Annotated in this window: 10 protein-coding genes and 1 pseudogene; 5 read left to right on the top strand and 6 right to left on the bottom strand. The window is 71.6% G+C overall.

The window, feature by feature from the left end:
- Window positions 1-180: 180 nt before the first annotated feature.
- Entirely contained in the window at window positions 181-3,027 is a 2,847-nt protein-coding gene (locus ACFSKW_RS34920; protein WP_379577176.1) for an ATP-binding protein, read from the bottom strand.
- Window positions 3,028-3,230: 203 nt separating this feature from the next.
- Here ACFSKW_RS34920 and ACFSKW_RS34925 point away from each other — a divergent pair.
- Window positions 3,231-3,606 (top strand): annotated as a pseudogene (locus ACFSKW_RS34925) (transposase); the annotation flags it as partial.
- Window positions 3,607-3,731: 125 nt separating this feature from the next.
- On the opposite strand, the gene ACFSKW_RS34930 reads toward ACFSKW_RS34925, so the two are convergent.
- On the bottom strand, window positions 3,732-4,403 hold the full coding sequence (locus tag ACFSKW_RS34930; protein ID WP_379577178.1) for a hypothetical protein: 672 nt from the start codon (window positions 4,401-4,403) through the stop codon (window positions 3,732-3,734).
- Window positions 4,404-4,614: 211 nt separating this feature from the next.
- On the opposite strand from ACFSKW_RS34930, the gene ACFSKW_RS34935 reads away from it, so the two are divergent.
- Window positions 4,615-7,386: an AfsR/SARP family transcriptional regulator gene (locus ACFSKW_RS34935; protein ID WP_379577180.1), complete on the top strand. Its 2,772-nt coding sequence runs from the start codon at window positions 4,615-4,617 to the stop codon at window positions 7,384-7,386.
- Here the strand turns inward: ACFSKW_RS34935 and ACFSKW_RS34940 are convergent.
- Entirely contained in the window at window positions 7,373-7,567 is a 195-nt protein-coding gene (locus tag ACFSKW_RS34940; RefSeq protein WP_379577182.1) for a hypothetical protein, read from the bottom strand. The two genes, ACFSKW_RS34935 and ACFSKW_RS34940, sit on opposite strands and share 14 nt — an antisense overlap.
- Before the next feature lie 25 nt (window positions 7,568-7,592).
- Entirely contained in the window at window positions 7,593-10,598 is a 3,006-nt protein-coding gene (locus tag ACFSKW_RS34945) for an AfsR/SARP family transcriptional regulator (protein ID WP_379577184.1), read from the bottom strand.
- An 83-nt stretch (window positions 10,599-10,681) separates the two neighbouring features.
- Here ACFSKW_RS34945 and ACFSKW_RS34950 point away from each other — a divergent pair, with 83 nt between their 5' ends.
- Both ACFSKW_RS34950 and ACFSKW_RS34955 read left to right on the top strand, forming a co-directional pair.
- The gene (locus ACFSKW_RS34950; RefSeq protein ID WP_379577186.1) at window positions 10,682-11,155 is read left to right on the top strand and encodes a hypothetical protein; all 474 of its coding nucleotides are present in this window, start codon (window positions 10,682-10,684) and stop codon (window positions 11,153-11,155) included.
- Window positions 11,156-11,243: 88 nt separating this feature from the next.
- Entirely contained in the window at window positions 11,244-11,798 is a 555-nt protein-coding gene (locus tag ACFSKW_RS34955) for a hypothetical protein (protein ID WP_379577188.1), read from the top strand.
- Window positions 11,799-12,033: 235 nt separating this feature from the next.
- Here ACFSKW_RS34955 and ACFSKW_RS34960 read toward each other — a convergent pair whose 3' ends face one another.
- Window positions 12,034-15,576 (bottom strand): NPCBM/NEW2 domain-containing protein, encoded by a 3,543-nt coding sequence (locus tag ACFSKW_RS34960; RefSeq protein ID WP_379577190.1) that lies wholly within the window; start codon window positions 15,574-15,576, stop codon window positions 12,034-12,036.
- A 118-nt stretch (window positions 15,577-15,694) separates the two neighbouring features.
- Between ACFSKW_RS34960 and ACFSKW_RS34965 the strand changes: the two genes are divergently transcribed.
- A complete protein-coding gene (locus ACFSKW_RS34965; protein WP_379577192.1) occupies window positions 15,695-17,887 on the top strand; it encodes a discoidin domain-containing protein in 2,193 nt (730 codons plus the stop codon).
- A gap of 244 nt (window positions 17,888-18,131) precedes the next feature.
- Here ACFSKW_RS34965 and ACFSKW_RS34970 read toward each other — a convergent pair whose 3' ends face one another.
- Window positions 18,132-18,365, bottom strand: a complete 234-nt coding sequence (locus tag ACFSKW_RS34970; protein WP_379577194.1) for a hypothetical protein — start codon at window positions 18,363-18,365, stop codon at window positions 18,132-18,134.
- Window positions 18,366-18,419 lie beyond the last annotated feature (54 nt).

Raw genomic sequence — 18,419 nt, forward strand, 5'->3', positions numbered from 1 at the left:
CGAAGCCGTCCGGGGGGCGAGGGGGCTCCGGGGGCTCATGGTGAAGGGAGGGGCCACCGGGAACGGGGTCCTCCGGCGGGCCGGGATCTTCGGTGGTTTCGGACATGCCGAAAGTGTCGCGGCAGCCGTATGGGGTGGGGTATGGGGTGCCCTATGGGGAAAAATCCCCAATTTGGGGATTCAGTGGTGGGGGAGGAGGTGGCGGGCCAGCTCCGTCCGCGACCGCGCCCCGACCTTGCGCATGGCCGCGCTCACGTGCTTGTCCACCGTCTTCGGCGACAGGAACAGCTCCCTTGCGATCTCCTGGTTGGTCAGCCCCTCGGCCGCCAGCCGGGCCACCTGCTCCTGCCGGGCCGACAGCGCGTGGTCGTTCCCCGCCTGCGCGGGCGCGCTCTGCGCCGCAGGGCGGACGCCCCACCTGCGGCCCAGCCCGGTCGCGCGGTCGAGGTCCCAGCGCGCCCCGAGGTCGGCGTACACCGCGACGGCCCGGCCGAGCCGCCCGGCGGCCTCGGGGTCGTCGAGGGCGAACAGGCAGGCGGCGGCCTGCTCGCCGGCCTGCGCGGCCTCGTACCGCGCAGGGATCAGCTCGAAGGCGTCGGCCGCGGCGGCGAACTCCGCCGCGGCCCGCGCCCACTGCCCGTCGGCGGCGGCCAGCAGACCGCGGGCCTGCGCGAGCGCGGGCGTGGCCAGCGGCGCGTCGAGCCCGGCCAGCCGGGCGGCGTGCCGCGCGACGACGTCGGCGGCCTCGTCCGGACGGCCCGCCGCCAGCAGCGCCTCGGTCAGCGCGGGCAGTGCGCGGACCGCCACCGGCCATAGCTCGCTCGCCTCCCAGTGGAGGCCCGCCTCGACGGCCGCCTCGATCGCCGGCTCCGGCTCGCCCCGCGCGGCGGCCAGCCTGAGCAGCATGGCCAGCGGCAGCACGAGGTCGTCGAACTGCCTCCGGGTACGGGCCTCGGCGGCGGCGTCGAGCAGCGGCGGCAGCGCGGCCTCCTGGCGGCCCTGCACCGCGACCAGGCAGGCGGTCACGATGTCGACGAGGATGCGCTCGTGCGGCTCGTCGCCGAAGTGGTCGCGCAGCTCCTGGAGCCTGGCCGGCAGCCCGTGCCAGGAGCCCTCGAAGTAGTCGGCCGCGGCCAGGTTGACCAGGCAGCGCAGTTCGAGCCGCTCGCGCAGGTCGGGTTCGGCGCCGTCCTCGACGGCCGCGGTCAGCAGGCGGCGGCCCTGGCGGTGGTGCCCGCTGAACAGGGCCGCGCCCCCGATGGAGCGGTAGGCGTTGACCTCGCGGCGCAGCAGCCGCCGCCCGCCGGTCTCCCGCAGCAGGTCGCCGGCGAGCGCGGCCCAGCGCGGATCGCCCATCACCACGAAGATCATCGCGATCTTGCCGAGCACCAGCATCCGCATGGCCGGGTCGGCGACGGCGGGCAGGGTCGCGAGCGCCCGCTCCAGCCAGGACCTGCTCTCCTCGGGCGGCAGGTCGCTCGGCGGGCGGCCGACCCCGGCCATGGCCCACGCGGCCAGCCCCGGCTCGCCCGCGAGGTCGTCGGCGGCCCGCGCGAAGGCCTCGCCGATGCGGGCGCCGTCGGTGCGGGTGCGCTCCAGGTGCAGCGCGAGCAGCAGGCGCAGGTGGCCGCGGAGCGGGGGCGGCACGTCCTGCTCCAGCGCGCCGGTGACCAGGTCGGCGACCGGCGGTGGGCGTAGCAGCTCCAGAGCGGCCCAGCCGAGCTTCACCGTCAGCTCGGCCCGCCGGGCCGCGGGCAGGTCTGTGTCGCGCAGCACGTCCTCCAGCAGGCGCGCGGCCTCGGCGTCGTCGCCCAGCCTCGAGGCCTGCTCAGCCGCCTCGATCGCGGCCTCCACCCACTGCCCGGCCTGGCCCGCCTGGCGCAGGTGGTGCGCCAGGCGTCCCAGCGGCACCGGGCGCAGCCCGCGTACGGTGTCGGCGGCGGCGGCGTGCAGGGCCTGCCGGCGGCCGAGCGGGATTGCCTCGTAGACCGCCTGCGCCGCCAGCACGTGACGGAACCCCACCAGCCCGCCGGTGTCGGCGAACAATCCGGCGCCGAGCACCTCGTCGATCGCCCCAACGTCGGGCCCCGAGAGCAGGGCGACGGGCACGGGGAGCTGCAGCACGGCGGCGCGTTCCGCCACCTCCTTGGCGTCGGGGGAGAGCCGGGCCACCCGTTCCTGCACCGAGGCGCGCACGCCGCTCGGCACGTCCAGGTCCTCCAGCGCCCGCCGCGCCCAGCCGCCCTCCCACCGGATGAGCGTGCCGCGGTCGCGCAGCAGCGCCAGCAGCTCCTGCACGGCGAGCGGCAGGCCGGAGGCCCGCAGGCACAGGTGCTCGGCGAACTCGGCCGTCACCTCCTCGGCCCCGAGGATCGCCGAGGCCATCACCCGCGTCTGGGCGGCGTCGAGCGGCGGCAGCACCAGATGCTCGGCCGCGATCGTGTCGGGGGCGCGCGCCGTGATCGCGCGTACCGCCCCGGACGCCTCCTCGCTCCGGTACGTCAGCACCACCCGCAACGTGCCCGGCAGCACGGACATCAGGTACGTCAGGAACTCGACCGTCTGCCCGTCGGCCCAGTGGAGGTCCTCCACCGCCAGGACGGCGGGGCCGAGCGCGGTCAGCACCTCGGCGAGCGCCCGGAAGACCCGGTGCCGCTCGGCCGCCCGGTCGTCGAGCGGCGGCGGCGTCTCCGGCAGCACCCCGGCCAGCTCGGGCAGCAGCTCGCGCAGCGCCCCCGCGACCGGCGACAAGGCCGCCCCGGCCAGCTCGGGCGCGCGTCCGCGTAACGCCTCGACGACGGGCCCCAGCGGGAACGGCTCCCTGATCTGCACGCAGGCCCCGCTCAGCACCCGCAGGCCCGCCACCGCGGGACCGCCGAGCAGCTCGGCCGTCAGCCTGGACTTGCCGATGCCGGCCTCGCCCTCGACGACGGCCACCGCGGGCGCCCCGGCGACCAGCGCGACGAGCCGGGCGAGCTCCCTCTCCCGCCCCACCAGAACCGGGGAGACCACCCGCCCAGCACGCACCCGCTCATTCAACTGCACCGGAAGTCTTAGATCAACGTCACGGCGGCCGCCGCTCCCGGCCTCCGGACCTGGGCGGCTCAGGCGGGTTCGACGCCGTCGTAGTCGATCAGCAGGTGGCGCGGCCCGCGCAGCACCGGGCTGGGCCGAGACGGCGGCGGGTCGGCATACCAGCCGCGGGTTGCGCACGCACCAGCTCGCCAGAATTGGTCAGCGCCCTGGTCACCGACGCGCTCACCCTGCTGGACCATCTGGCCGGCCAGGACCTGGACGAGTCCGCTGCCCGCGCGGTCGGCCTGCCGGCCTTGATCGCCGGCCAAGACGTCGAACCCGCCGACGGCAGCGACGGGCGGTGGCAGATCGCCCGCCGCACCGCACCCGACCGGATCATCTCCACCGTCGACCCCGAGGCCCGCCATATTCACCAGAGCCGGCAACAGCGACGACGGCTACAAAGCCCACCTGGCCGTCGTACCGGAGACCGGCCTGTTCACCGCGGTGGCGTTACGGCCTGGATCGGGCGCCGACCACCACGAGGCCGCCGTCGCCCCCGATCTGCTTGCCGCCGAAAGCGGCCCGCTGCAGGACCTCTTCGCCCTCCTCGAGGGCCGCGCCGGTTTCACTCACAGGTCGGCTGTAGCGGCGATCGGGGCAACGAAAGGACCCCTGGATTCCAGGGGTCCTCACCTATCTAGATGGTCGGGAGATCAGCCCCTGCTCCAGTAGTAGTCCCAGTTGCCGTTGCCGTACGTGTCGATGGTGATGTTGGGGTACACCTTCTGGACGCAGATGACCCGCGGCGGGCAGTAGTGGAAGGCGCCCTGGGTGTAGGTCCGGTACACCCACCGGTTGCCGTAGTAGTCCCACTGCGCGTTGTTCCGGACGCCCTCGTAGGACCAACCCAGGGCGGCAGCCCATCCATAGACGTATCCGCTGATCTGGGCCGGGCTGATGGACGTCACCTGGCTACCGTTGGAGCACCAGTCGACCTGCTGGCGGTAGCGCCAGATGGTGCTTCCACTCACGTTGTTCATGTAGACGGTGACCCAGGCCGCGTTGCAGCCCGCCAGAGCCCCATCGGGGTTGGCCAGGGTGGTGCGGGGATCGGCGGGCCCGGTCCCCTTCTCGACCTTCATCTCGGTGGCGACGGCCTTGGCATAACGGGGGTCGGCCGCGGCTGTCTTGTTGATGACTTCGATGTCCCTGATCGCCTGCTTTTCCAGCTTGCCGAGCAACTGGTTCTTGAATTCTTCGGGGGATGCGGCAGGGGGAGGTGCGGTCGGGTCGCCGGCGGGTGAATCGGCGGCGAACGCCTGGCCAATTCCTGTGGCGGCCAGGGATGTTGTCAGGAATAACGTGACGGCCAGCTTCTTGATCATTATCCTGGTCTCCTTCTGCTGGGGGGATGCGCGGAGACGGCCCATCGGTCGCTGCGATTCGTCACAGCTTCATCAGGAGGTCGGCTTTGCGCTGTTAGTCCCCGATGACATCTGCAGGCTGCCACGAGCGCCTGGCAGACGGATGGCAGGCCGCTGGAAGGACCCTGGCGGCCGCCACAGCACCGATACAGGTCACGAAGGAGCGGCAGGGTTGGAAATCCGGCTGTTGGGCCCGCTGGAGGTGCGGGATCAGCAGGGTGCGCTCATCCCGGTCACCTCGGCCAAGCAGCGGGTGGTGCTCGCCGCGCTCGCGCTTCGGGTCAGGCAGGTGGTGCAGGTCGAGGAGCTGATCGACTGTCTGTGGGACGAGTCCCCACCGGCGACCGCGCGGGAGACCGTGCACAGTCATGTCATGCGGCTGCGCAAGGCGCTGGCCGGGAGCGGGCGGATGCCGCTGCTCACCCGCGCGCCCGGCTATCTTCTCGACATCGAGCCGGACGGCATCGACCTACACCGGGTGCAGGCACTGCGCAGCCAGGCGGAGGGCCGGAGTCCCGAGGGCGCCGCCACGATCTTGAGGGAGGCGCTCGACCTGTGGCGGGGGCCGATGTTGGCCGACGTCAACTCCGCGGTCCTGCGTTCGCGGCACGTCAGAGCATGGGAGGACGTCTGGCTCCAGACCATGGAATGCCACGTCCGCGCCGAGCTGGCGATGGAACGTCACGTCGAACTCCTGGGCACCCTGCGGTCCCTGGTGGCCTCGCATCCCCTGCACGAAGGCTTCCGCGGGCAGTTGATGACCGCCCTGAGCGCCTGTGGGCAGCGGGCCGAGGCGCTGCGGGAGTATGACGAGGCCCGCAAGCTGATGGTGGTCGAGCTGGGTATCGAGCCGGGCCGACAGCTGAGGCTGATCCACGAGCAGATACTCGGCGCCGACACGCGTCCGGAACCGCCACCGCCACCGCTGCCTGGGCCGGCCGCGGCCCTGTTGCCGCTGGACGTGTACGGCTTCGTCGGCAGAGAAGGCGAACTCGCCCGGCTCGACGCGATCCTCGCCGCTGCCGGGCGGCAGCCCACCGCGGTGGTCATCTCCGCCCTGCTGGGCACCGCCGGAGTGGGCAAGACCGCACTGGCCGTGCACTGGGCTCACCGGGTCCGCGACCGCTTCTCCGACGGCCAGCTGTACGTGAACCTGCGTGGCTTCGACCCCTGCGGATCTCCGATGTCGGCGGCGGAGGCGGTACGCGGGTTCCTGGACGCGCTCGGGGTAGCGGCGGAACGGATCCCTGCCACGCTGGAGGCCCAGGTCGGCCTGTACCGCGGCCTGCTGGCCGGTCAGCGGGTCCTGATCGTGCTGGACAACGCGCGTGACGCCGAGCAGGTCCGCCCGCTGCTGCCCAGCTCTCCCGGCTGCCTGGTCCTGGTGACCAGTCGCAACCAGCTGGCGGGACTGGTCGCCGCGGAAGGCGCACACCCGCTGCCGCTGGACCTGCTGCCGGTGGCCGAGGCCGGTGAGCTGCTTGCCCGCCGCCTGGGCGCCGAGCGGGTCGCGGCAGAACCGGACGCGGTGGAGGAGATCATCGCCAGGTGTGCACGGCTGCCGCTGGCGCTGACGATCGTGGCCGCCCGCGCCGCCACCTACCCGGGGTTCCCGCTCGCCGCCCTCGCCGCCGAGCTGCGTGAGGCGGGCGGTGGTTTGGACGTGTTCGACTGCGGGGATCCGGCCACGCAGGTCAGGGCGATGTTCTCCTGGTCGTACAACGCGCTCACCCCTGGCGCCGCCCGGCTCTTCCGGCTGCTGGGCCTGCACCCGGGCCCGGACCTGGCCCTGCCGGCCGCGCAGAGCCTGGCCGATGTCCCCGGGCGGCAGCTGCGCCCGCTGCTGGCGGAGCTGATCCACGCCCACCTGGTCGTGCAACACGTTCCGGGCCGCTACGCCCTTCACGACCTGCTCCGTGCGTACGCCGCCGAACTGGCCGGCGCCCGTGAGCCGGAGGTCGAACGGCAGGCGGCGGTGCACCGGATGCTCGACCACTACGTGCACTCCGCGCATGCCGCCACCCGGCTGCTCAACCCGCACCGAGATGGGGTCGATCCCACCCCACCCCTGTCCGGGGCCGTCTGCGCGGAGCTCGCCGATCACGATCAGGCCCTGGCCTGGTTCACCACTGAGCACGCCGTACTGCTCGCCGCGATCACTCACGCCTCGAGCGCCGGGTTCGACGGCCACACCTGGCACCTGGCCTGGACACTCGCCGACTATCTGGACCGCCGGGGCCGCTGGCACGATCAGGCACTGACCCAGGAGGCCGCCCTGGACGCCGCGCGACGTCGGCGCGACCGGCTCGGACAGGCGCAGGCCCACCGAGACCTCGGCTGGGCATACACCCGGCTGGGCCGCCACGACGACGGCCACGCCCACTTCCAGCTTGCGCTCGAACTGTACGGCCAGCTCGGCGACCGCGGCGGCCAGGCCCACACCCACGGCAACCTGTCCAGCGCGCTCGACATGCAGGGCCGCTACGAGGAGGCCCTCGACCACGCGCAGCAGGCCCTCGCGCTGTGCCGGGCCACCGGCCACCGAGCCGGGCAGGCCAGGGCACTGAACGCGGTCGGCTGGCACCACGCGCTGCTCGGCGACCACCACCGGGCGCTCGACTACTGCGAGCAGGCACTCGCCGTGCTCGAGGAACTCGGCGACCGCCGCGGGCAGGCGCACGTGTGGGACAGCCTCGGCTACGTCCACCACCATCTGGGCCGCCACCAGCGGGCCATCGGCTGCTATCAGCACGCCAGGGAGCTGTTCCGCGAGGCGGGCCACCACTATCACGAAGCCGACACCCTTACCCGGCTCGGCGACACCCATGACGCCGCCGGCGATCTCGACGTCGCCCGCCATGTCTGGCGCGAGGCGCTGGTCATCCTCGAGGTGCTCGGTCACCCCGACGCCGATCAGGTCCGCGCCAAACTCACGGATCCATAGCTCGGCTCGCGGACGGCTCGCTCACCCCGCAGGCGAACGAGATGGCTTCGGTGAAGCGTTCGTGCGGGAACGGCTCGCCTTGGGGGATGCTCAGCACTTCATCAGCGACGAGGCTGCGAACCTCGGACAGCGCGCGCCGGTACTCCAGCGGGCCGGGCCGAACCAGGCGGCGTCGGCTCACGCGGGCTGCTGTCCGTCCCGCCGCCTCAGAGCGGGGCGTTCAGCTCCCCTCGTAGCTGGGCCGCCTCGGGGACCTCCATGTCGTCCATGAGCCGCAGAGCCTCCCGCCACTCCTCCGCCGGCAGCCCCTGGTCGGCGCGGAGCCTGGCCAGGCCGACCAGCGCACGGGCCTGCTGGAACCGGTCACCCATGGCCTGCGTGAGCTCCAGCGCCTCCTGATGCCGGGCACCTGCCTCCTTCGGATGCCCGAGCGCGCGCTCCACCTCGCCGAGCCCGTTGAGCGCGCTTGCCTCGAACGTGCGGCTGCCTGACGCGCGGAGCAGCTCCAGGGCGCGTCGATGGTGGTCGAGTGCGCGCTCGTGTTCCCCCCAGGCCAGGTAGATCTCGCCGAGACAGTCGAGCGTCTCCGCCTCCATGTCACGGTCCTCCGTCTCGCGTAGCGCGAGGAGCACCTCCTGGTAGAGGTCGTAGGCGGCCTGGAGGTCGCCGGTCGCGGCATGCACGCGGCCGATGTTGACCATGGAGTTCAGCGCGGAGTAGACGTAGGAGATCGACCTGGCCAGGTCCCGGCCGGCTTCCAGGTGCTCCAGGGCCTCGCCGTACTCGCCGAGCCTGAACAGGGCGTTGCCGATGCCGCCGTGCGAGACGACCACGCCCGCCCGGTCTCCGATCTCGGCGGTGATCTCCATCGCCCTCTCGTGCAGGGGGACGGCGAGTCGGTAGGCGCCGGTGCGCCAGTGGATCTCGCCGATGTGGTTGAGCACGTTGGCCTGCCCGGACAGGTGGCCGCTGCGCTCGAACAGGGCGGCCGCCCGCTCCAGATTCGTCAGCGCGGCGGCGTACTGCCCCCGGAACACCTCGACTATCGCGAGGTTGCCCAGCGCGCGGCCCTGGCCGTGTGGGTCGTCCAGGGTCTCCCAGAGCTCAACGGCACGTTGGAAGCTCTCGTGCGCCTCGTCCAGTTCGCCGTTGCGGATCAGCGCCACGCCGAGCGCGGTGAGCGCCGACGCCTCTCCCATCAGGTCGCCCGTGGCGTTCGCGGCACGTGCCGCACTGCGGTAGAGACGCCTGGCCTCCTCCTGCTGCCCGGCCATGTCGAGGTGCCGCACCAGCATCCGGCCGAGATCCCTGCCGAGCGCGGGTGACCGGATGAGCGCCATGTCGGCGGCTGCCACCAGGTTGGAGCGCTCGGCCTCCATCCATGCCTGCGCCTGCGCCGGATCGGGGAACGGTTCGGCGTCGGGCCGGATGACGACCTCTCCCGGCAGAGCGAGACTGATGGCGGAGGACAGGCGGTCGAGGTAGTGGTCGAGCAGCCGCGTCACGGACTCGTCCTGCTCGCCGCCGCACTCGGCGGAGTAGGCGCGCAGCAGATCGTGCATGCGCCAGCGGCCGGGCTGGTACGGCTCGATCAGCCGCGCCTCGGCGAGGGCTCCGAGCAGGTCGGCGGCCTCGCCGGTCGAGCAGCCTGTCAGCACCGCCGCGGCGCCCGGCTCGATGTCGGGACCCGGGTGCGCGCCCAGCCGGCGGAACATCAAGGCCACCGGCTCCGGCAGCGTGCGGTAGGACCAGGAGAACACGGCCCGCACGCTGCTGAGCGGATCGCCCGCCACCTCGAGCAGGTCCAGCCTGTTGCTCGCCGATCGGAGCTCGGCTACCAGGTCAGGCAGCGGGCGGTCGCCACGCGCTGCCCTCTCGCCCGCGACGCACAGCGCCACCGGGAGGTGGGCGCACAGCCGCGCCAGCTCTCGTAACGATGCGGCGTCGCCGTACGGGACGAAGGTCCGCAGCAGTGACTCGGCCTCGGCCGGGGTGAGCGTGCCGATGACGATGCGTTGTGCGCGCTCGCGGACGACCAGGCCATGGAGCGGCACGCGGCTGGTGATCACCGTGGCGCAGCTGTCCGCCGTCGGGAGTAGCGGCCTCACCTGCTGCTCGGAGCGGGCGTTGTCGAGGATGATGAGCATCCTGCGCTGGTCAAGCAGGGCGCGGAAGAGCGCCGAACGGGCGTCGAGCCCGCCGGGGATGCGGGCCGGTGCGGTGCCGAGTGCGGCGAGGAAGTCGCCGAGCACGCGGGCCGGGTCCGCGGGGCCGGTCGGTGCGTGGCCGCCGAGATCGGCGTAGAGGCTGCCGTCGGGAAAACGCTCGCGCACCCGGTGCGCCCAGCGCACGGCGAGCGCCGACTTGCCGACGCCCGCCATGCCCTCGATCGCGGAGATCACCAGCGGCGTCCGGCTGCCCAGCACCTGGTTCATCGCCGTCAACTCCCTGGCGCGCCCGACGAATCCCGGCACGTCGTACGGCAGGCCGGCAGGAACGGGCGCGGCCTCCTGCCGGTCCAGCGCGCTGTCACCTTCGAGTATGCGCTGATGGAGCCGGCGCAACCGCGGTCCCGGCCCGATGCCGAGCTCGTCGGACAGACGCCGGCGGAAGGCCAGGTAGCAGTCCAGGGCCTGCGGCGTGTTCCCGGCGCGGAACAGCGCGGTCATCAGCACCGTCACGACTCGCTCCTCCAGCGGATGCTCGGCGAGCACACCAGTCAGCCTGTCCACGGCGGCGGTGTGACGGCCCTGCGCGGTCTCCTCCTCGGCGAGCCGGAGCTGCGCCGACAGGTGGAGCGCGATCAGACCAGCACGGACCTGATCCGCCCACTCGCCCTCGATGCCGGGTAGCGGCTTGCCCCGCCAGGCCTCCAGCGCCGCGGCGGGGTCCGTGGCCTGCAGGCGCTTGAATCGCAGCGCGTCGACGAGGGCGGGTTCGACGTCGATGAGGTAGCCGCCGCCGCGGCGTAGGAGCCGGACCCCGGAGGGGGCGAGGATCTTGCGCAGCCGGGTGACGTAGCCGTAGAGCACGTTGAGCGCCGAGTCGGGCGGGTCGCTGCCCCACACGCGGGACACCAGTTCGGCGGTCATCACCGGCTCGCGGGCGTCGATCAGCAGCGCCGCAAGAACGCAGCGCTGCCGGCTGTGCCCAGTGTCGATCTCGCGGCCACCGTCCTCCAGTCCGACCCAGCCGAGCAGCCTGAATTCCACGCGCTCTCCCATTCAAGGATTCTTCAAGGTTTTTCGCCCGCCTCTCACTCATGGTCGTATCACCTCACTCCGTAAGGGGGACCATGAAAACGACGAAGATGGTGGCCGCGGCCGTCGCAGCGAGCGTGCTGCTGCCTGCCGTACCGGCTCGGGCGCAGGCGACGGCCGACCCGAGCCCGATCAGCCGGCTCTGGCTCAGCGCCGACCGCACCTCTTTCACCGGCCGCTGCGTCAACGGCTACCCGGCGGACAGCACCGGGCGGCGCGTGCCGTTCCGGTTCACGCTCTCGGTCGAGGTGCGGCGGGCGCCGGTCTCGCTGCGCTGGCGGCTCTACGCGGCCAACCGCGCCTACCGGTGGCACCAGCTCGACTTCACGCTGGAAGGCGGCGGCCAGCGCATGGCGCCCCAGACCAACCTGATCGTCCACCAGAGCGTCCGGCGCATCAGCGCGGCCGTCCACTACGACGACGGCGTCCACTACTCCAACCCGGTCGACGTCTCGGTTCGCTGCGTGTCCCTGCGCGACGACGTCGTCCCCAACCCTGTCGGCGGATGAGGCTCCTGAGCGCGCTCGTGGCCGCCCTCTGCTCCGCCCCCGCCCCGTACCACCTATCGACTTTTCCAAGACAGGCAAGGAGATCACCATGAAAGCACGCCGACTGCTCGCCGCCGCGCTGTCTCTCGCGCTGCCCCTGGCGGCCGGGTTCGCCACGGTGCCGGCGAGCGCGACCGTCCGCACCCCGTTCGATCACTGCGACGGCGGGGACGCCCCGGACCGCGTCCTGCACGCCACCCTCGACGGGGAGGACCCGCGGGGAGTGAGTGTCGGCACGCTCCTCCCGGGCGACGTCTTCTCCGCGAGCACCGACAACTTCTCCATCCTGCGCATCGACTGGTGGGGCACCACGAAGGACCCGGACGGCGACGAGGGCCGGATCGCCGGGCCCGGCTGGCCGGCGCCGACGCTCGCACCGTACATGCTGATGGTGAAGGCGTTCTCGCGGGTCACGAACCGGCCGATCCGGCTCGACGACGGCGAGCTCAGCACGACCGCGTGGCGGCCCGTCGGGTCCAACAGCCCCTGCTACATCTACCGGGGCTCGTCGAGCGGTCGCCTCCGGTTCCAGGTCAACGACCCCAAGCGGGACGACAACGGCGGCCAGGAGAACATCACCGTCCTCGTCTTCCGTCGACCCTGACCCATGCGGCGAGGCCCATGTCGCGCCCGGGTCGGTTGCGCGCACCGGCGATCACCACATCGGCCTCGGCCGTACGGGTGTCATGGTTGGGTGGTGCACTTCCGCCAGACCCGCCGACCACGTCTCGGGATCTACCGCTGTCACAGGTATCAATGATCATGAAGAGGGCGAAGCGGAACAAGTGCCGTTGCAGTATCAGCGCGGGACACGCCGGTGCGTGTCCCGCGCTAGGGGGTCAGCAGGTGAAGCGGGCCGAGGCCCAGTCTGCGTGGTCACCGGTGTTGCCGTTGCCCGCGTCCTCGACGACCAGGTCGACGTACTGGGCTCCGGTCAGCTCGGCGGTGACGGGGACAGGCACGGAGGTACCGGTGAGGACCGGTGAGGTGTAGACGGCCTTGCCGTCGGCCACCACTTTGAAGACCACCGACCCGTAGTCGGGGATCTCGTCGTCCACACCGACCGTCGCGGTGAGGGAGCCGCAGCGGCCGCCCGCGTAGTAGGAGACAGTGGAGGGCGCGTGCGTTCCCAGGCCCTTGGCGTGGACGACGCCGCCGAGGCTCAGCACGCGGCCGTCGCCGGCGCCGCTGTCGCCGTTGCTGAGGTCCTTCTCCACCGGCCCCCACCCGTTGGTGGCCGACAACCACGGGTGGTCGGAGGCCCAGACCTCCCCCTGGGGAGGCGCGGGCAACTGCTTGGTGGCGACGGTCGCGGCGAAGACGTGGATCGCCCCGTTGTCCGGCATCGTGATGGCCACGACCTGCTTGTCGGGGTTCAACCGGACCTGCTGGTAGAAGATCCGGTACTCCACTGTCGGGTACTGGTTGGGACCGGCCGTGGTGTTCTTCCCCATGGTGGCGAAGGCGGTCACGGAGCCGTAGGCACTGGGGTTGAGGCAGCACCAGTTGGCGAAGCCGAGCTGGGCCGTCGAAACACTCCCGTCGGCGTAGTGCAGGGTCAAGGTGCCCGCCGCCGAGCCGCTGGTGCCGGTGCCCAGGAAGGCCAGGGTGTTGCCCTGCCCCTCGACGGCGATGGTCTGCCCGCGCCCGGTCACGTTGTCGGGGGAGCCGTTGGGCCAGGTGAAGGAGACGCCCTGAGCTTGGACGCGCGCGCCGGGGGTGAGCCCGATCGTCGCCAGCCGCTGCCAGGAGAAGCTGGAGCCGCCGCCGTCGATGTTGCCCTTCGCGGTGTCCGCGTCGTCGGTGATGCCGGCGTTGTCGAAGGCCGCGGCCAGGTTCCGGTGCGGCACGCGCGAGGCGACAGCGGCCGTGGCCGTGCGCTGCTCGACATGGGCCTTGTAGGAGGCCGACGCGATCAGCGTGACCGCACCCGGCTTGGCGTTCTCGGGCACCGTCACAGCCATCCTGCGAGTGACGCTGTCGCCTACGATGCCCACCTTGGTAGGACTGCTCCAGGTCAGCCCGAGCTCGACGTCGCGGACCGGCAGCCCAGTCCGGTTGGTGAAGGTGACCGGCACCTCGACAGTGCTGCCCGGGGCGATCAGCGCGGGCAGCTCCGCGGCGACCGTGACGTCGCCGTCGCCAGGGAAGAGCCCGCCGACCACGCCCGCGCCGATCAGCTCGACCTCGGCCGGCTCCACCGCCGCCAGCCTGATCTTCACCAGGGTGCCCTCGGCGTACCAGCCCGGCGTCCCGTCCTCGTAGGCCGCCTTGGTGATCTTCTCGTAGGGCCGCTTGCCGTACAGGATCGCGGCCGGCGCCCGTCCGGTGTGGACCACCAGCTCGTACGGCTTCGCCGCGACCTGGTAGGGACCAGTCGCCGCGGCAATGCCGATCTTGATGACGCCGATCCCCTTGTCCGGCGCGTCCACGGTGAAGCGCTGCGTGGCGGAGACGCCCTCGCGGTAGGCACGCGTCTTGCCGTCGTCAAGGTAGAGGTCGAAGGCGGAGTCGCCGAGCGGATAGATGTCGAGGGTGAGCGGGTCGCCCGGCTTGACCTCGGAGTGGTTGTTGATCCCGGCGCGGTGCATGGGCACGATCGCCCCGGCCCGGACGAAGAGCGGCAGCCGGTCGAGCGGCGCGTGGTAGCCGTCGATCGTCTTCGGCCCGTCGTGGACCTGGCCGCTCCAGTAGTCCACCCAGCGCCCCTCGGGCAGGTAGATGCCGTTGCGCACCTGCCCCGCAGTGGAGACGGGCGCGACCAGGAAGTCCCGCCCGGCCAGGAACTGGTCCTTGGTTGCGGCGGCCTTCTCGTCGCGCGGGTACTCCAGGGCCAGCGCCCGGTTGACCGGCAGACCGGTGCGGTGCGCCTCGGCGGCGTAGGTGTACAGGTACGGCAGGAGCCGCTCGCGCAGCTTCAGGTAGCGCCGGTTGATCGAGGTGTACGGCTCGCCGCGGGCCCAGGGCTGCTTGTCCTTGGCCGCCCACCCGGACATGCTCATCAGCACCGGGGTGAAGGCCTTCCACTGCAGGTCACGCACGTAGGACTCGTCCGTGCCGCCGAAGATGCCATCGATGTCACCCGCGGTGAACGGCATGCCGGACATCCCGGCGCCGGTGATCGCCGGGATCTGCCAGCGGATCGCGTCGAGCGTGCCGTCGTGGTCGCCGGTCCACTGCACGGCGCACCGCTGCGACCCCGCCCAACCCTCGACCATCCACGCGTAACCACGCGCATCGGAGTAGCGCTCGATGCCGCCGTGCGCGTCCTCGCAGGCGGTCAGGGCGTGCCGGTATCCGGCGCCGACCCAGGCCACGTCCAGCTTGCGCACGCGCACGCCCGCCGTACCGACCTCGTACTGCTGGTTGTCCAGCCTCGACTCGGTCCACAGCCCGAGCTGGATGCCGCGCTCGCGCAGCTGCTGCCCGGTCCAGTCCAGCCGCTCGTAGCCGCAGCCGTAGCCGTCGTTGACCAGCATCCAGCCGCGCGGCATGTCGTGGTCGACGTAGCCTTGGGCGACCTTGACCGCATCCTCCGGCGTGCGCTGACCGCGGTTGGCGTTCTTGTGATAGCAGTCGGCGTCGCCCAGCTCCAGGCCGTAGATCGGCGGCATCATGGGCCGGCCGGTCAGCTCGGTGTAGCGGTCGAGCGGGGTCTTCAGGTCGTACGGCTGCGCCGCGACGAAGTAGTAGGCGTCGAAGCGCTGCTCCTGGTGGGTCAGGACGCTCGGGCGGCGGAAGTCGTAGCCGCCAGGGGCGAAGGTGTTGCGGAAGGCGCCGTAGCCGGCGGTGCTCATGTAGTACGGCGCCGCGTTGGGGTTGCCGCCGTCGTCCCAGTCGAAGTCGCGGGTGATCCGGATCGTGCTGCCGGTGTGCTCCAGGCGGCCGTTCTGCATGCCACCGCCGAAGAAACGCTCACCCTCCGCGGGCTCGAGGGCCTGGCGCGCGCCCGTGGCGTCCCAGCTCAGCGGGGCACTCTCGGCCCAGACCAGGCTGCCGTCGGCTCTCCTGACGCTGAACCGGACAGGCTTGCGGGTGACGGCGACGGTGAGCGCTCCGGTGGAGATCTCGTAGCGGTCGTCCAGCTCCTTGCTGCTGCTCTGGACCGCCGGGTAGTCGGTCTTGACGACCAGCTTGGCTCCCTCGCCGGTGTTGGCCGGGTCGGTGAAGACCCCGTCGGGGGCCAGTTCGAGGCGGAAGACGTCGTCACGCTGGAAAGTGAGGCGGAGCTTGGCGCTGCCCGCCGTGATCGTGTAGGCGCCGTCGTCGGCGCCGAATCCGGTGATGGAGTCGAGGGTATCGGCGTGGGCCGTGGCAGGGATGGCCACGACGGCCGACGCGCCCAGGACCAGGGCGGCTAACCAGGTCGCGGGTTTGCGCATTCGCGATGCCTCCGGGGGGTGAGTGCTGCGCGTTTGTGCTCACACCGTATGGTGGCGCGACAAAATTCGGCAAGAGGGGGTCTAGACCGGTCTGGTCCGGGTTCGGTAGACAATGGGCATGCGTGTTGTGATTTCCATGGCGCTCGCACTGAGCGTCATCGCCCCCCTCCCCGCCTCCGCCGCCTCATCGAGGGTCGCTGCCTCCGATGGGGCCAACCCTCCGCCCGTCGTCGTGCCGGCCCTGCAGAGCTGGAGCGGCGGGACGGGCACCTTCGAGCTGCCCGACCGGCCCAAGGTCTCGGGCGAGCTGGCCGAGCAGGTCGCCGCCGACCTGAGCGAGGTCACCGGCAAGGAGGCCAGGGCCACCAGCGGCCGGGCCGATGTCGAGTTGGAGCTCGACCCCTCGCTGACGACCGGGCCGGAGAGCTACCGGCTCGACGTCTCCACGGACGGGGTCCGGATCACCGCGCCCACCGCCAGGGGCCTGTTCTACGGCAGCCGCAGCATGCTGCAGATCCTCGCCAGGGACGCCGACCGGTCCAGCCTCCCGGTCGGGACCGCCGCCGACTGGCCCAACTACCCCTCGCGCGGCTTCATGCTCGACGTCGGCCGGCGCTACTTCACCCCCGAGTTCATCCGCGACTACATCCGCATGATGGGCTGGTACAAGGTCAACGAGCTGCAGCTGCACCTCAACGACAACGAGATCAAGGCGCCCGGCGACGACTGGAGCAAGGCCTACTCGGCCTTCCGGCTGGCCAGCGACAACCCCGCGTTCGCAGGGCTGGCCGCCCAGGACGGCGCCTACACCCGGGCCGACTGGGACTCCTTCGAGGAGACCGCCGCCGCCAACGGGGTGACGCTCGTCCCCGAGATCGATGCGCCGGGACACGCGAGAGCCTTCATCGCCTTCAAACCGGAGCTCGGCCTGAACGGCGGCGACTCCGACCACCTGGACCTGTCCAAGCCGGAGTCCACGGCCTTCATGAAGTCGGTCTTCGACGAGTTCACGCCCTGGTTCCGCGGCAAGGACGTGCACTACGGGACCGACGAGTACACCGCCGACCGGCAGCTGTACCGCACGTTCTTCAACGACATGGCCGCACACCTGCGCACGCTGGGCAAGCACCCGCGCGCCTGGGGCAGCGCCACCGCCATGACCGGAACCGCCGACGGTTACGACCGAGACGTGACGATCAACAGCTGGAACAACGGCTGGTACGGACCAGACGCCGCAGTGCGCGACGGCTACTCCTTCATCAACACCAACGACGCCTACCTCTACATCGTCCCGTTCGCGGACTACTACCACGGCAACGGCCTCAGCGGGCAGTGGCTCTACGACAACTGGGAGCCGCACGTCTTCCCCGGCGGCAAGAGCGTCCAGCCGGGCGAGCCGCTGCTGAAGGGCGCCATGTCGGCGGTCTGGAACGACCTGGTGCGCGCCACCTACACCGAGGGCGACGTACACCGGCTGGTGGAGCCGACCTTCGGCCTGCTCGGGCAGAAGATGTGGAGCGGTGCCGGGACCGGCGTGCCCTACGGGACCTTCATGAAGCAGCTGCGGGAGCTCGCCCCCGGCCCGGGGCTGACCAGCCTCGGCTCCACGATCGGCGCGCCCGAGCCGGACGAGCTGTCCTTCGGCGCCTCGGTCACCGCCTCATCCGGCGGTGACCCCACCGTCCTGACCGACGGTTCGCGGCTGACGCGCTGGCAGGCCGATCGCCGCGACCGTGCTCCCTGGGTCCAGCTCGACCTGGGCAAGGCGGTGCCAGTCCAGCGGATCGCGGTCGACGGCGACGACGACTACCAGGTCGCCGTCTCGACCACGGGCGGCAACTGGGTGAAGGCGAGTCCCGGCGTCACGGCGCGCTACGTCCGCGTCTCCGGCGCTTCGGCCCTGTGGAGCGTGCAGGTCTTCGACGCGCCCGACCTGGCCAAGGGCAAACCCACCACCGCGTCCTCCAGTGAGGTCGACTACTTCGGACCCGCCAACGCCACCGACGGCGACCCGAAGACGCGCTGGGCCTCGCAGTACAGCGACAACCAGTGGCTCCAGGTGGACCTGGGCTCGACACAGCAGATCAGCCGGGTGCTGCTGGACTGGGAGGCCGCGCGCGGCCAGGACTACGACGTCCAGGTCTCCGGCGACGGCACGACCTGGCAGACCGTCTCGCAAGTGCGCGGCAAGACCGGGGTCGGCGTGGACAGCCTCGCCTTCGCCCCCATCTCCGCGCGCTACGTGCGGATGCTGGGTCTCAGACGGGCCACCACCTTCGGCTACTCGCTGTTCCGGTTCGAGGTGCGCTGACCGGTTCGGGTGCCCCGCGCTACTGCCGGCGCGGGGCGCTGCCTTACCGGGGCGCCCGGGGCTCGAATCCGGAACCTACGGATCAAAAGGAGCGGTACAGGGCGTGCACCAGGGCTAGCGTCGACAGGTTGTCTCCGGCCGCGGGTCGGCGCGGACTCCCCGGGTCGGAAGTCGTCGTCGTAGTGGTGGAAGTCGGCGGCCTTGGCCTCCTTCTCCGTGCAGAAGAACGGCCCGTCGAACGGCGTCACCGCGTAGTCCCTGTCCCGGGGACGTTGTAGCTCATGGCCGCAGCGAAGCCGCTGGCGACGACGGGCAGGCCGCCGCACCTGATGACGTGGTACGGATAGTGCGTCATCGTGTCGACCACCGGTGTGACCGACATGATCGCGTACACGGCCACGGCCGCCACCAGCGCGCGCAGCCGCGAGCACGCCCAGCGCGGGAGCGAGTGTCGGCCATGCCACGTCGAACAGAGCACCGCAGCCGTCGAGACAGCCGCTGCCTGCTCACGTACAGATACGCGTTCAGAAGA

The organism is Nonomuraea mangrovi (assembly GCF_042681425.1).
GTDB lineage: Bacteria > Actinomycetota > Actinomycetes > Streptosporangiales > Streptosporangiaceae > Nonomuraea > Nonomuraea mangrovi.